The following is a 13,846-nucleotide window of genomic DNA, read 5'->3' on the forward strand; positions in this document are numbered from 1 at the left end:
GGGTCAGAGCTTGCCGGCGACCAGGTTGACCAGGTCGGCGAGGCGGTTGGAGTAGCCCCACTCGTTGTCGTACCAGCCGATGACCTTGACCTGATTGCCGATGACCTTGGTCAGCGGCGCGTCGTAGATGCAGGACGCCGGGTCGGTGACGATGTCCGAGGACACGATCGGGTCCTCGTTGTAGCGGAGGTAGCCCTTGAGCGCGCCCTCGGCGGCGGCCCGGTAGGCGGCGTTGACCTCTTCCACGGTGGTCTCGCGGCCGACGGTCACGGTCAGGTCGGTGGCCGAGCCGGTGGGCACGGGCACGCGCAGGGCGTAGCCGTCGAGCTTGCCCTTCAGCTCGGGCAGGACCAGGCCGATCGCCTTCGCGGCACCGGTGCTGGTGGGCACGATGTTCAGCGCGGCGGCACGGGCGCGGCGCAGGTCCTTGTGCGGCGCGTCCTGGAGGTTCTGGTCCTGGGTGTAGGCGTGGATCGTCGTCATCAGGCCGCGCTCGATGGTGAACGCGTCGTGCAGCACCTTGGCCAGCGGAGCCAGGCAGTTCGTGGTGCACGAGGCGTTGGAGATGACGGTCTGCGAGCCGTCGTACTGCTCGTGGTTCGCGCCCAGCACGACGGTGAGGTCCTCACCCTTGGCCGGCGCGGAGATGATGACCTTCTTGGCGCCGCCCTCGTCGACGTGCTTGCGGGCGGCGGCGGCGTCGGTGAAGAAGCCGGTCGACTCGACCACGACGTCCACGCCGAGGTCCTTCCAGGGCAGCTTGCCCGGGTCGCGCTCGGCCAGCGCCTTGATGGTCTTGCCGTCGACCTCGATGCCCTCGTCGTTGACCTTCACGTCGTGCGGGAGACGGCCGAGGATGCTGTCGTACTTCAGCAGGTGGGCCATCGTCTTGACGTCACCGAGGTCGTTGAAGGCGACGATCTCGATGTCGTGCCCGCTGGCCTGAACGGCGCGCCAGAAGTTGCGACCGATGCGGCCGAAACCATTGACACCTACGCGAACCGTCACGGTGAGTCTCCTCGATACTCGACTGGCGATGCGCCAGTGGGCGTGCGGATTGACTGTCACAGCAGCCGCGAACCAGCCTAGCCTCCGCGCTGCGCCCCTGGTCACGTGGATCACCAGGATCTCTTTATCGAACAAGAAAATCCAGCGTTACCGTTCAGTAACCGCCACTGCGGGTAACGCGGAAGTCCACCCCGGAGTCGGCTGCCGGTACGACGACAGTACCCAGCCGACCGCATAGCGTCATTTCGACCTGACAACCCGTCATCGAGAAGTGGGGGGACTCCGATGTCCACCGTCAAGAATGCGCTCGTGGCCGCGGCGGTAGTCGTGGCAGCCGTCGGCTTCGGCACCGGCACGGCCCAGGCCGCCACCGGCTACGACCGCTGCCCGGCGGGCAACATCTGCCTGTTCGACCTGCCCAACGGCCAGGGCGCGATGGCCTGGTTCAAGATCGGCTCGCCGAACCTGGCCGGCCAGAGCATGGACAACCGCGCGGACAGCCTGTGGAACCGCAACGCGAGCGCGTTCTGCCTGTACCTCGAGCACGACTACGTGAACCAGGGCGGTGTCTTCCAGCCCGGCGCGCGGGGCGACCAGCTGCTCAACTCCAACGCCTACAGCTCGTTGAGGAAGTGCTGACCGGGCACCACCAGTCCGCACTCGTAGGCGACCACCACCACCTGGGCGCGGCTGGAGACGTCCAGCTTCGCCATCGCCCGGTTGAGGTGCGTCTTGACCGTCGACTCGCTGATCACGAGGCGGCGGGCGATCTCGGCGTTGCGCAGCCCGAAGCCGACCATGCCGAGGACCTCGGCCTCGCGGGCGGTCAGCCTGGCCAGCCGCTCGGCGAGGACGTCCTGTGCCCGGGGCCGGTAGGCCTCCACCAACCGGCGCACGAAGTCCTCGCCGAGCAGCAGGCCACCGGTGGCGACGGTGCAGACGGCGTGCACGAGCGCGTCCGCCGAGGCGGCCCGCTCCACCACGCCGGACGCACCGGCCCGCAGCGCCCGGCAGACGGCCTCGTCCGACCGGTCGTCCACCAGGGCGATGACCCTGGTGGCACCGTCGGCCACCCGGCTGACGCCACGCAGGTCGAACCCGCCGTCCACGACCGCGACCTCGGGCCGGTGCGCGGCGACGCCGGCCACCGCCCCGGTCGCACTGCCCGCCTCGGCCACCACGTCCACGCCGTCGGCCGCCCCGAGCAAGGCCGCGATCCCGGCCCGGACGACCTGGTCCGGCGCCGCGACAAGCACGCTGATCATCGGTTTCCCCCCGGCGACGAGGGTAGCCAGGGCCGGCCGCGGGCGGACCGGCTTCGGTCCGAGTCACCCGTCCGGGGTCACCGGGGTTAGACCTCGGCCTCCAGCATGTCCGCCGTCACGGCCGACTCGGTGTCCGGCATGCCGAGCTCCTTGGCCCGCTTGTCCGCCATGGCCAGCAGCCGCCGGATCCGGCCCGCCACGGCGTCCTTGGTCATCTGGGGGTCGGACAGCTGCCCCAGCTCCTCCAGCGACGCCTGCCGGTGCGCCAGCCGGAGCGCGCCGGCCGCCGCCAGGTGGTCCGGGGCCTCCGGTCCGAGGATCTCCAGCGCCCGCTGCACCCGGGCCGCCGCCGCGACCGCCGCGCGGGCGGAGCGGCGCAGGTTCGCGTCGTCGAAGTTGGCCAGGCGGTTCGCGGTCGCGCGGACCTCGCGGCGCATCCGGCGCTCCTCCCAGGCCAGCACGCTGTCGTGGGCGCCCAGGCGGGTCAGCATCGCGCCGATGGCGTCGCCGTCCCTTATCACCACCCGCTCGGCACCCCGGACCTCGCGCTGCTTGGAACCGATGAACATCCGGCGGGCCGCACCGACCAGCGCCAGCGCCGCCTCGGGACCGGGGCAGGTGACCTCCATGGACGACGAGCGGCCGGGCTCGGTGAGCGAGCCGTGGGCCAGGAACGCGCCGCGCCACGCCGCCTCGGCGTCACAGACACCACCCGACACCACAGGCGCGGGCAGTCCCCGGACCGGGCGACCGCGCGGGTCGAGCAGGCCGGTCTGCCGGGCCAGGCCCTCGCCGTCCTTGACCACCCGCACCACGAACCGGGTGCCCTTGCGCAACCCGCTGGAGGTGATGGTGAAGACGTCGGACTGGTGCCCGTACAGCTCGTGGATCTCGCGGCGCAGCCGGCGCGCGGTGGAACCCAGGTCGAGCTCTGCCTCCACCACCACCCTGCCGCCCACGATGTGCAGGCCGCCGGCGAACCGCAGCAGCGAGGCGACCTCCGCCCGGCGGCAACAGGTCTTGGAGACGGCCAGCCTGCTCAGCTCGTCCTTGACCGCAGACGTCATCGCCACGGCTCATCGCCTCCCCTGGTCTCGCGTTGTCCCCGCTCCCGTTGTTCCAGCAGGGTTGTACTCGACGGCTCCGCGGCCGCCGCAGGCAGGCCGTCCAACGCCCGGCGGATGCCCGACGCCAGGGCGACCGGGTCGTGGCGGTCCGGTGAACCGGCCAGCGCGATCGGCGACAGGTGCGCCGCAGCCCCGAGAGCTGCGGCGGCCCGCCGCAGCCGGTCCGGGACGGGCACCGCGTCGACGTCCGCGATGACCGCGTCCACGCGCAACGTGGGCGCGTGCTCGCACAACACGTCCAGGTGCAGCTCCGGTGAGAAGCCGGCGGTTTCCCCCGGTTGGGGGACCAGGTTGAGCACCACGACCTTCTTCGCGGCGGTCCGGGTCAGCGCCTCGTTCAGCTCCGGCACCAGCAGGTGCGGCAGCACGCTGGTGAACCACGAGCCGGGCCCGAGCAGCACCACGTCCGCGCCCAGCACCGCCTCCACGGCCTGCGCGCAGCCCCGCGGCGGCTCCCCCGGGCCGCCCGGCCCGTGCAGCCTGATCCGCTGCACCCGGCCGGGCGTGGTGGCGATCGCGACCTGGCCCCGGATCCGGCGCACCACGTCGGCGTCGTCGTCCAGCCCGGTCACGTCCGCCTCGATCTCCAGCGGCTCGGTGCACATCGGCAGCACCCGGCCGTGCACGCCGAGCAGCCGGCCGGCCTCCTCCAGCACCGCCACCGGGTCGCCGAGCTGCTCCAGCAGCCCGGCCAGCACGAGGTTGCCGATCGCGTGACCGGCCAACGCGCCGGTGCCGCCGAACCGGTGCTGGAACAGCCGCGCCCACAGCGCCCCGGCGCCGTCGTGGTCGGCCAGCGCGACCATCGCCTTGCGCAGGTCGCCGGGCGGCAACAGGCCCAGTTCGCGGCGCAGCCGGCCGGACGAGCCGCCGTCGTCGGCCACCGTCACCACCGCGGTCACGTCCTCGGTCACCCGCCGCAGCGCGGTGAGCGTGACGTGGAGTCCGCGCCCACCGCCCAGGGCCACCGCCTTGGGGCCGACTGCCGGCGAGCTCACTCGCGTCCCAGATCCCGGTGTACGACCTTCACGGCCATGCCGTCCTCGGCGGCCAGCCGCGAGGCCAGCTCCTCGGAGATGGCCACGCTGCGGTGCTTGCCGCCGGTGCAGCCCACGGCCAGCGTCAGGTACCGCTTGCCCTCCCGCCGGTAGCCCGCGCCGATCAGCCGCAGCAGTTCGTGGTAGCGGTCCAGGAACTCGTCCGCGCCCTCCTGGGTCAGCACGTAGTTCCGCACCTCGCCGTCCAGGCCGGTCTGCTCGCGCAGCTCCGGGATCCAGAACGGGTTGGGCAGGAACCGCACGTCCATCACCAGGTCGGAGTCCATCGGCAGGCCGTACTTGTAGCCGAACGACAGGACCGTGACGCGGGTCCGGGTCGCCGACTCGGTGCCGAACGTGTCCTCGATCTTGGCCCGCAGCTGGTGCACCGACAGCGCGGACGTGTCCAGCACCAGGTCCGCCTCCTCGCGCAGCGGCGTGAGCAGGATCCGCTCGGCCTCGATGCCGTCCGCCAGCCGCCCGTCGGCCTGGAGCGGGTGACCGCGCCGGACCGACTCGAACCGCCGGATCAGCACGTCGTCGGTGGCCTCCAGGAACAGCACCTTCGGCTTGTAGCCGCGGGCGTCCAGGTCCTTGATCACCGCCGCCAGGTCCTCGGTGAACGCGCGGCTGCGCACGTCCATCACGACCGCGACCCTGGTGATGGCCCCCCGCGCCTGCGCGCCCAGCTCCACCATCGTCGCGATCAGCTCGGGCGGCAGGTTGTCCACCACGAACCAGCCCAGGTCTTCCAGGCACTTCGCGGCGGTGCTCCGGCCCGCTCCCGACAGGCCCGTCACCACCGCGACCTCGATGCCGGACTTCTCGCCGGCCTGTGCGCTCACTTGTGCTCCCTCTGGTTGTCGGCCCGGCCGACGCCTTCGGTACCGGCCGCGCTCAACGTCGCGTGCACGGCCTGCGCGGTGTGCCTGCCCACGCCGGGCACCCCGCTGATCTCCTCGACACTCGCTTCCCGCAACCTCTTCAGCGAGCCGAAATGCCTGAGCAGCGCCGCTTTGCGGGTCTGCCCCAGCCCCGGCACGTCGTCCAGCGCCGAGGTCGTCATCCGCTTGGACCGCTTCTGCCGGTGGTAGGCGATGGCGAACCGGTGCGCCTCGTCGCGCACCCGTTGCAGCAGGTAGAGGGCCTCGCTGGTGCGGGGCAGGATCACCGGGTCCGGTTCGCCGGGCACCCACACCTCCTCCAGCCGCTTCGCCAGGCCGACCACGGCCACGTCCGTGATGCCCAGCTCGGCCAGCACGTCCGAGGCCGCCTGGGCCTGCGCCGCGCCGCCGTCGACCACCAGCAGGTTCGGCGCGTACGCGAACCGGCGCGGCTTGCCCGTCTCCGGGTCGATGCCCGGCAGCGCGCCGTCGGGCTGGTCCGCGTTCTCCCGCAGGTACGCCTGGAACCGCCGGCGCACCACCTCCGCGATCGAGCCCACGTCGCCCTGCTCCGCCCCCTCGCGGATGGCGAAGCGCCGGTACTCCGACTTGCGCGCCAGCCCGTCCTCGAACACGACCAGCGACGCCACCACGTCCGTGCCCTGGACGTGGCTGATGTCGGTGCACTCGATGCGCAGCGGCGCGGTGTCCAGCCCCAGGGCGTCCTGGAGCTCCTGCAACGCCGCCGACCTGGCGGTCAGGTCGCCCGCCCGGCGCAGTTTGTGCTGTTGGAACGCCTCCTTCGCGTTGCGCTCGACGGTCTCCATCAGCGCCCGCTTGTCACCGCGCTGCGGCACCCGCAGCACGGCCTTCGCCCCCCGCAGGTCGCTCAGCCACTTCTCCACGGCGGCGGCGTCCTCGGGCAGCTCGGGCACCAGCACCTCGCGCGGCACCGGCGCGGACTCCACCCCGCTGGCCCGCGCCGAGTCCACCTGCTCGCCGTAGAACTGGGTGACGAACTGGTCGACCAGCTCCCGGACGCCGGTCTCCTCGACCTTGTCCACGACCCAGCCGCGCTGCCCGCGCACCCGCCCGCCGCGCACGTGGAAGACCTGGACGGACACCTCCAGGTCGTCCTGGGCGAACGCGACGACGTCCGCGTCCGTGCCGTCGCCGAGGACCACGGCCTGCTTCTCCAGGGCGCGCTTGAGGGCCGACTGGTCGTCGCGCAGGCGTGCCGCCTTCTCGAACTCCAGCTCCTCGGCGGCGGCCGTCATCTCCTTCTCCAGCCGGCGCACCATCGCGTCGGTCTTGCCCGCGAGGAAGTCGCAGAAGTCCTCGACGATGTCCCGGTGCTCGTCGGCGGTGACCCGGCCCACGCACGGCGCGGAGCACTTGTCGATGTAGCCGAGCAGGCAGGGCCGGCCGATCTGGTTGTGCCGCTTGAACACGCCGGCGGAGCAGGTGCGGGCCGGGAAGACCCGGAGGAGGAGGTCGAGCGTCTCGCGGATCGCCCACGCGTGGGCGTACGGGCCGAAGTACCGGACGCCCTTCCGGCGGGGGCCGCGGTAGACGTACAGGCGGGGGAACTCCTCGTGCAGCGTCACGGCCAGCACCGGGTAGGTCTTGTCGTCCCGGTAGCGGACGTTGAAGCGGGGGTCGAACTCCTTGATCCAGTTGTACTCCAGCTGGAGCGCCTCGACCTCGGTGCCCACCACCGTCCACTCGACACCGGCGGCCGTGGTCACCATCTGGCGGGTGCGCGGGTGCAGGCCGGCGATGTCGGCGAAGTACGAGTTCAACCGCTGCCGCAGGCTCTTGGCCTTCCCGACGTAGACCACGCGGCCACCCGCGTCGCGGAACTTGTACACGCCGGGGGCGTCCGGGATGGTGCCTGTCGCAGGGCGATAGGTCGACGGGTCGGCCACCCGACAAGACTACGTGCGGCCACCGACAATCAATCGCCCGCCCGACCCTCGCCCGGCCCCCACGCCTGGTCGGACGCGTCTCAAGTGACGACCGGCACGTCGATACCCACCCGGGACGGTGACAGTGTCACGCCCGGTGGTCGCCTGGGTGACAGGTCTCGTGGCTGCGATCGGCCCACTCCCCCATAGTGCGGGACCGGCGGTGGACGCACCGCCGGTCCCCGCTCGGCGGACGCGTCTCAGGCCGGCACCACCTGGTCGCCCTGGACCTTCACCTGGACCGCCGTCAGGCCCTTGGTGGCGGGGCCCTTCTTCAACGAGCCGTCCGTCGCGCTGAACTGGCTGCCGTGGTTCGGGCAGGTGATCGTGCCGCCGGTGGGCGCGCCCACGGGAGTCCCCGCGTGCGGGCAGGAGGCGTCGAAGGCCTTCACCGTGTCGCCGCTGCGGGTGACGACCAGCTGCCTGCCGCCCGACTCCACGACGACGCCGCCGCCGTCCGGCACTTCCGCCAGCGACACGATGCCGCCCGTGGTCGGGGTGCCGGTGGTCGGGCCGCCGCCCGTCGTGGTCGGGGCGGATCCGCCGCCCGTCGTGCCGGGAGCGGCCGGAGGGGTGGCGGCCGTGCCGCAGGCCGCCGGCCCACCGGGGACGGCCAGTGCCACGAGCACGCCGCACAGCATCGAGCGACGGGACAGTCCTGGGTTCTCGGTGGTGCTCAAACCGGTCCTCCGCGGTGTGGTGGGTGGTCGTTCGGTCACACACGCAATACGAGAACACGGGCAGGAGGGTTCGACACTTCGACGGATGTGAAGCTGTCGACATCGACAGCCGCGTGCCTCAGGCCAGCACGATGTCCTCGCCGGACACCCGCACGGGCACCTCTGCCAGCCCTTTCGGCGACGGACCGGACAGCACCGCCCCGGACGTCGGGTCGAACGCGCTCCGGTGCGTCGGGCACGTGATCACGCCGGCGGCGGGCGGGTCGACGACCGTGCCCTGGTGCGGGCAGGCGGGGTTGAACACCCGGACCCCGTCGGCCGACCGCACCACCAGCAGCTGACCGTCGCCGGGCATCGGCACCAGCGCCCCGGAGCCCTCCGGGACATCGGCGAGCCCGGCGACCCGGTCCCCCGTCCTGGCGGAACCCACGCCGGGCTGTCGAGCGGCCGCGGGAGAGCCGCATCCGGTCAGGGCGAGCAGGCCGCACAGCAGCAGCGTCCGTCGTTCCACCCGCCCATCTTCACTAACGGTCCTGCGCGGTCGCCGTCCGGGCCAGGGCCAGCACGGCGGTGAACGGCGGGAACCAGTGCCGCGAGTGCGACGGCGGGTTCGCCCACCGCAGCGAGCCGTAGCGGGTCATGGTGGGCGGCAGGGCGATCCGCTGCGGCGAGCGGACGAACTGGACCTCCGGCGGCGCCTTGAGGTGCGTGGGCAGCAGGGCGACCAGTTCGGCGAGGAAGATCCAGTGCTCGCGCGGTCCGGGTATGACGGTGACGGGTCCGGCCAGCATCCTGGCCTTGAGGTCGGCCAGCACGCGGGAGCCGATCCGCGCGGGCATGGCCAGCGCGGTGGTGGCGGGTCCCAGCGGCAGGAAGACGCCCTGCTCGGTGACGGACACCTTCCAGCCCAGGAGCCGGTAACCCGCGATGGCCTCACCGAGTGCCTGCTGGTGCGCTCGATCGCGGGGCCCTGAACGCGGGCTGCTGTCTGCGGAGGTCGTGGCGGTGATGCTCATCAGCGGAGGTTCCTCCCCGGTCGGGTGGAGCGGGCGGGTGCTCGGGCACGGGGGTCGTCCCGGCTCGGGCACATCCGGCAGGGTGCGGGGAACCGGGGCGGAAGACCACACCGCCCGCGGGTGGGAACCATGCACCGGACGCATCAAGCCCATCCACCACACGGCGTCACCGGACCCCGACACGACGCCCCACCGCCTCTTATGCATGAAATGCATGGACTCCCGATCACATGTCGATAGACTGTCGAGCACGCTCAGTGACGGGAGCGAGCCGATGGAACCGAAAGCTCGAAGGGCATCCAGTACCAGGCGCGCTTGCCCGTTGTGCGGAGCGGTGATCGCCGCCGACAACACGGACCGGCTCTGCCACCGGTGTCGGCGCAACGCGCGGACCGACATCCACGGCCCGCCCGAGGTGCCGGCCGACTTCTGGGACCACGAGGCGATGGTCGCCGCTTTCGCCGACCGCGACATGGGAGCGGTCCTCGCCGCTTACCGCCACCACCCTCGGCACGTCAGCCGCGTCACCCAGGACCGCATGGCGTCCTGGCTGGGGATCAGCCAGGCGCAGCTGTCGCGGTACGAGACCGGTGAGAACCCGATCGACCGGATCGACCGCCTGCGCCACTTCGCGCGGGCGCTCGGCGTTCCCGGTGACCGGCTGTGGTTCGACCGCGTCGGAATCCCAAGCCAGGTGGGCCGCCCGGAACACGGCGCCCCGCCCGATGTGCTCGCCGCGGCGTGGGACGCGTCGAGCATCGCAAGATCGGTCGAGGAGACGGCGAGGAGCGACTTGGCGATCAGCAGACGAGCGGCGCTCACCGGAGCGGCCGCGGTGGCTATGGGCCCCACCCTGGTCGAACCGCTACAGCGGTGGCTCCACCCCTTGCAACCCCTGTCCAAGTGGTCGTCCAGCGCGGCGATCAGCGAGGAGGAACTGGCGGCGTTGCAGCACGTCGCCGACGGGTTGCGCGGGTGGGGCGGACGAGGCGGGTACGGGCTGGCGCGCAAGGCGGTGCTCGGGCAGTTGGAGGAACTGGCCGAGCGGTTGTCACGGGCGCCCGCAGGCCCCACTACGGAACGGGCCTTCTTCATCGGCGCGGAGCTGTCCAAGGTCGCCGCGAGCATGTCGTGGGACGCGGGCATGCACGACGCCGCGCAGCGGTACTACGTGCTCGGGGTGCGCATGGCGAAGGCGGGCCGCAACGACCCGTTCGCCGCGTTGTGCCTGGCGGCGATGGCACGGCAGATGTTCGACCTCGGGCGCCCCGAGGACGGCCTGGAACTGGTGCAGTTGGGCCAGTACGGGACGCGCCGCAACGCGACGCCCACGTTAGAGGCGCTGTTGAGCACCCGGGAGGCGTGGGCGTACGCCCAGATGGGCCGGGTGCGCGAGTTCCACCGCGCGGTGGGACGGGCGCAGGACAGCTTCGCGCAGCGCCGGGAGGGCGCGGAGCCGTGGTGGCTGGACACCTTCGACGAGGCCGAACTGGAGGGTGTGATCGGGGCCCGGATGAGGGACCTGGCCGGGCACGACCCGCGGCAGGCGCCGCAGGCCGAGCAGCACATCCGGCGGGCGCTGGACCTGCGCGACCCGTCCCGGGTGCGCAACCGGACGTTCGACGTGATCGGGCTGGCGCGCACGCGGATGGTCGCGGGCGAGCCGGAGGAGGCCTGCGGCCTGATCCACGACGTGCTGCCCACCGCGGCGGGTCTGGCGTCCGGACGGGTCGTGCGCAAGTTGCAGGACTTCGCCAAGGAAGCCGAGCGCCACCGCGACCTCCCGGTGGTGCGCGAGACCCGCGAGGCGATTCGCGGAGTGCGGACGGCCTGATGCGCGTGGGGATCACCGGGCACAGCAATCTGGTGCCCGACTGCGTCGACGCCGTGCGGGTCGCGATCCGCGAGGCGTTGGAGGCCGAGGCGGCGGGCGGGTCATCCCTGGTCGGGGTGACCTGCCTGGCGCCGGGCGCGGACCAGCTGTTCGCGCGGGTGGTGCTGGACCTGGGCGGCCGGGTCGAAGCGGTGCTGCCCGCCATGGACTACCGGGACCGGCTCAAGCCGGAGCGGCGGGCCGAGTACGACGAGCTGCTGTCGAAGGCCCACGTGGTGAGCGTGCTGCCGAACGAGGTGTCGGGCCGGGCCGCGTACGTGATGGCGAACGAGCGGATGCTCGCGTCGGTGGAGCTGCTGATCGCGGTCTGGGACGGCAACCCGCCGGACGGGCGCGGCGGCACCGCCGACGTCGTCGAGACGGCACGCGCGTCGGGCGTGCCGGTGGTGGTCGTGTGGCCGGAGGAGGCGAGGCGCAAGTCGTGACAGGGGGCCGGGCGGAGGCGACGCGGCAGCCGCACCTCCGCCCGGCCGTCGCGGTCGGGACCGACGACCCCCGCGGGGCGCGGTCCGGCCGGATGCGGGTGAGGCGACCCCGGAACGCGGTCGGGTCGACGCGGCCGGGGTCGCCCCGCGCCGCGTTCCCGGTGGTTCGGGAGCCGTGCCGGGCCTCCCCGGTCCGGTGACCGGAGAGCCGAATCCGGGACAGCAGCTGTCCGCAATGGGTGCCAGACTCGCGGCCATGCTGGAAACGTCGGCACGTCTGCTGAAGCTGCTGTCCCTGCTCCAGGTCCGCCGCGACTGGACCGGGGCGGACCTCGCCGCGCGGCTGCGCGTCGACGTGCGGACCGTGCGGCGGGACGTCGACAAGCTGCGCACCCTGGGCTACCCGGTGAACGCGGCGCCCGGTGTGGCCGGCGGGTACCGGTTGGGGGCGGGTGCCGAACTGCCGCCGCTGCTGCTGGACGACGACGAGGCGGTGGCGGTGGCGGTCGGGTTGCGGACGGCCGCCAACGGCACCGTGGCGGGTATCGAGGAGACGTCGGTCCGGGCGTTGGCGAAGCTGGAGCAGGTGCTGCCGCACCGGCTCCGGCGGCGGGTGAACGCGCTCCAGGCGCACACCGTCGCGCTCACGCCGACGGTGGCGACCGTGGACTCGCAGACGTTGACCGCGATCGCCGGCGCGTGCCGGGACCACCAGCGGCTGCGGTTCGCCTACGCGGGGCGGGAAGGGGACACCAAGCGGCACGTGGAGCCGTTGGGGCTGGCCCACACCGGGCGGCGGTGGTACCTGGTGGCGTGGGACGTGGACAAGGCCGACTGGCGGACGTTCCGGCTGGACCGGATCCCCGAGGAGCCGACGCTGGGCGCGCGTTTCACGCCCCGTGAGCCTCCGGCCGAGGATCTGGCCTCTTACGTGTCGCGGCAGCTGTCCGTGGCCCCGTACACGTATCAGGCGAAGCTCGTCATGCACGCGCCGCTGGAGGAGGTCGAGATCCGCACGTCCAAGACCTCCGTGCACCTGGAGCGCCTCGACGACGAACGGACGCTGCTCACCGTGGGGTCGCCGTCGCTGGAGGAGCTCGGGCTGTGGATCGGGCTGATCGGCATCGACTTCGACGTGCGGGAGCCGCCCGAACTCGCCGAGCACCTGCGGGTGCTCGGCGAGCGGTTCCTCGACGCCGCTAGCTCCGTCGACAGGCCAGGCGGTACGCCGCCGCGCCGATGAGTTCCAGTGACACCCGGAGCCGTTCGGCGCTGACGTTGGCCGCGATGGTGTCCTCCGGCGTGTGGTAGAGCGGTTCCAGTTCGTGCGGGCCGCCCTCGCCGCGCCAGCTGAAGTTCGCGGCGGCGATCTTGCGGTCGTGGAACGGCACGTGGTCGCTGCTGCCCCGGGCCACCGGGCCGTGCACGCGCGGGTCGTAGCCCAGCCGCTCGGCGGCGGCCGCGACCTCGCGGGTGGTGTTGTTGTCGCCGCCGTCCACGGACAGCAGCCAGTACGCGGTGGCCGGGCCGTGGCTGGTCGCGACCATGTCGTTCTGGAAGACCCCGGCGATGCGCGCCACGTCCGGGTCGGTGAGCTGACCGACGTAGTGGCGCGAGCCCAGCAGGCCCTGCTCCTCCGAACCCCACAGAGCGAAGCGGATCGCCTTGTGGGTGGGCAGGTAGCGCAGGACGCGGGCGAGTTCCAGGACCAGCGCCGTGCCGCTGCCGTCGTCGTTCGCGCCCGGCGAGCCGGGCACGCTGTCGTAGTGCGCGGTCACCATGACCACGCCCTGGCCGCCGAACGTCGCGGGGCGTTCGGCGATCACGTTGTACGAGGTCAGCGACGCGTGGTGGGTGGTGGACACGGTCAGCGAGGCAGGCGGGGCGGCGCGCAGGCGTTCGACGTGCACCTGCGCGATCCCCAGCACCGGGATGGTGAGGCCGGCGGTCAGCGTGGGCGAGAACGCGCCGGTCTTGCCCGCCGGCGGGACCGGGACGCGGCCGATCAGGATCGCCGCCGCGCCGCGGGCCGCCGCGTCGTACACCGCGGTCGAGCCGCTGGGCACGTTCACCAGCAGCGCGATCTTCCCGGTCAGGTCGGCGGGCAGCGACGCGCCGTTGTCCAGGTCCACCACGGGCCCGGAGGCCGTGGCGCCGAGCGCGCCGAACCGGGACGCGCCCGCGTGCCACGTCGACTTGTCCGGCAGCACCAGCGTCGAGAGGTACTTGTCCGGCACGGTGAACGGCTGGAGCTCCACCCGGTAGCGCAGGTCCCGCAGCACGCCCGCGAGGTAGTCGCGCGCCCGGTGCTCCGACTCGGTGCCGCCGATCCGCTGGCCGATCCGGTCGCTGAGCACCCGCAGGTGCTCCATCGCCCGCCGCGCCCGCACCCGGCCCACCACCGGGAAGTCGCCGAGCAGGAGTTCTGGTGCCTGGGATGCGCCGGGCCGCTGCGCGTTCGCCACCGGGTTGAGCCCCAGCGCCACCGCGCCCGCCGCCGCGACCGCACCTGTCAGAACAGACCGTCTACGCATCCCAGGCCC

14 protein-coding genes are annotated in these 13,846 nt (G+C 72.7%); 4 read left to right on the top strand and 10 right to left on the bottom strand.

The genetic code is table 11. The annotated features are described in order from the left end of the window. Window positions 1-3: 3 nt before the first annotated feature. On the bottom strand, window positions 4-1,008 hold the full coding sequence (gene gap, locus FHS29_RS27950) for a type I glyceraldehyde-3-phosphate dehydrogenase (RefSeq protein ID WP_184695621.1): 1,005 nt from the start codon (window positions 1,006-1,008) through the stop codon (window positions 4-6). Between the two features lie 285 nt (window positions 1,009-1,293). Here gap and FHS29_RS27955 point away from each other — a divergent pair, with 285 nt between their 5' ends. Next, on the top strand, window positions 1,294-1,647 hold the full coding sequence (locus tag FHS29_RS27955; RefSeq protein ID WP_184695623.1) for a peptidase inhibitor family I36 protein: 354 nt from the start codon (window positions 1,294-1,296) through the stop codon (window positions 1,645-1,647). On the opposite strand, the gene FHS29_RS27960 is transcribed toward FHS29_RS27955, so the two are convergent. From FHS29_RS27960 to FHS29_RS27995, 8 genes are all read right to left on the bottom strand, one after another. Continuing rightward, window positions 1,623-2,273, bottom strand: coding sequence for a response regulator transcription factor (locus FHS29_RS27960; protein WP_184695625.1), 651 nt, complete (start codon window positions 2,271-2,273; stop codon window positions 1,623-1,625). The genes FHS29_RS27955 and FHS29_RS27960 overlap by 25 nt on opposite strands. Before the next feature lie 86 nt (window positions 2,274-2,359). Further along, window positions 2,360-3,346: a DNA-binding protein WhiA gene (gene whiA / locus FHS29_RS27965; protein WP_184695627.1), complete on the bottom strand. Its 987-nt coding sequence runs from the start codon at window positions 3,344-3,346 to the stop codon at window positions 2,360-2,362. Beyond that, on the bottom strand, window positions 3,337-4,398 hold the full coding sequence (locus tag FHS29_RS27970; RefSeq protein WP_184695629.1) for a gluconeogenesis factor YvcK family protein: 1,062 nt from the start codon (window positions 4,396-4,398) through the stop codon (window positions 3,337-3,339). Before FHS29_RS27970 ends, whiA begins: the two co-directional genes overlap by 10 nt. After that, a complete protein-coding gene (gene rapZ / locus FHS29_RS27975; RefSeq protein WP_376774481.1) occupies window positions 4,395-5,252 on the bottom strand; it encodes an RNase adapter RapZ in 858 nt (285 codons plus the stop codon). Before rapZ ends, FHS29_RS27970 begins: the two co-directional genes overlap by 4 nt. Before the next feature lie 26 nt (window positions 5,253-5,278). Then, window positions 5,279-7,249: an excinuclease ABC subunit UvrC gene (uvrC, locus tag FHS29_RS27980; RefSeq protein ID WP_184695633.1), complete on the bottom strand. Its 1,971-nt coding sequence runs from the start codon at window positions 7,247-7,249 to the stop codon at window positions 5,279-5,281. A 239-nt stretch (window positions 7,250-7,488) separates the two neighbouring features. Beyond that, window positions 7,489-7,968, bottom strand: a complete 480-nt coding sequence (locus FHS29_RS27985) for a Rieske (2Fe-2S) protein (protein ID WP_246440925.1) — start codon at window positions 7,966-7,968, stop codon at window positions 7,489-7,491. A 118-nt stretch (window positions 7,969-8,086) separates the two neighbouring features. After that, on the bottom strand, window positions 8,087-8,479 hold the full coding sequence (locus FHS29_RS27990; protein WP_184695635.1) for a Rieske (2Fe-2S) protein: 393 nt from the start codon (window positions 8,477-8,479) through the stop codon (window positions 8,087-8,089). Between the two features lie 13 nt (window positions 8,480-8,492). Continuing rightward, window positions 8,493-8,984, bottom strand: a complete 492-nt coding sequence (locus FHS29_RS27995) for a hypothetical protein (RefSeq protein WP_184695637.1) — start codon at window positions 8,982-8,984, stop codon at window positions 8,493-8,495. Between the two features lie 334 nt (window positions 8,985-9,318). On the opposite strand from FHS29_RS27995, the gene FHS29_RS28000 reads away from it, so the two are divergent. The 3 genes from FHS29_RS28000 (at window position 9,319) to FHS29_RS28010 (ending at window position 12,546) form a co-directional block, all read left to right on the top strand. After that, complete coding sequence (locus FHS29_RS28000) at window positions 9,319-10,818, top strand: helix-turn-helix domain-containing protein (RefSeq protein ID WP_312865135.1); 1,500 nt, start codon at window positions 9,319-9,321, stop codon at window positions 10,816-10,818. Continuing rightward, window positions 10,818-11,303: a hypothetical protein gene (locus FHS29_RS28005; protein ID WP_184695641.1), complete on the top strand. Its 486-nt coding sequence runs from the start codon at window positions 10,818-10,820 to the stop codon at window positions 11,301-11,303. Before FHS29_RS28000 ends, FHS29_RS28005 begins: the two co-directional genes overlap by 1 nt. Window positions 11,304-11,559: 256 nt before the next feature. Beyond that, window positions 11,560-12,546: a helix-turn-helix transcriptional regulator gene (locus tag FHS29_RS28010; protein WP_184695643.1), complete on the top strand. Its 987-nt coding sequence runs from the start codon at window positions 11,560-11,562 to the stop codon at window positions 12,544-12,546. On the opposite strand, the gene FHS29_RS28015 is transcribed toward FHS29_RS28010, so the two are convergent. Beyond that, window positions 12,503-13,837 (bottom strand): M28 family peptidase, encoded by a 1,335-nt coding sequence (locus FHS29_RS28015; RefSeq protein WP_184695645.1) that lies wholly within the window; start codon window positions 13,835-13,837, stop codon window positions 12,503-12,505. The two genes, FHS29_RS28010 and FHS29_RS28015, sit on opposite strands and share 44 nt — an antisense overlap. Window positions 13,838-13,846: the final 9 nt, after the last annotated feature.

The sequence above is a fragment of the Saccharothrix tamanrassetensis genome (assembly GCF_014203665.1).
GTDB lineage: Bacteria > Actinomycetota > Actinomycetes > Mycobacteriales > Pseudonocardiaceae > Actinosynnema > Actinosynnema tamanrassetense.

Coding starts and splice junctions, on each gene's coding strand:
- FHS29_RS27960 (WP_184695625.1), bottom strand. CDS start 2,273: ATGATCAGCGTGCTTGTCGCGGCGCCGGACCAGGTCGTCCGGGCCGGG.
- FHS29_RS27995 (WP_184695637.1), bottom strand. CDS start 8,984: ATGAGCATCACCGCCACGACCTCCGCAGACAGCAGCCCGCGTTCAGGG.
- FHS29_RS27955 (WP_184695623.1), top strand. CDS start 1,294: ATGTCCACCGTCAAGAATGCGCTCGTGGCCGCGGCGGTAGTCGTGGCA.
- FHS29_RS28010 (WP_184695643.1), top strand. CDS start 11,560: ATGCTGGAAACGTCGGCACGTCTGCTGAAGCTGCTGTCCCTGCTCCAG.
- FHS29_RS28015 (WP_184695645.1), bottom strand. CDS start 13,837: ATGCGTAGACGGTCTGTTCTGACAGGTGCGGTCGCGGCGGCGGGCGCG.
- FHS29_RS28005 (WP_184695641.1), top strand. CDS start 10,818: ATGCGCGTGGGGATCACCGGGCACAGCAATCTGGTGCCCGACTGCGTC.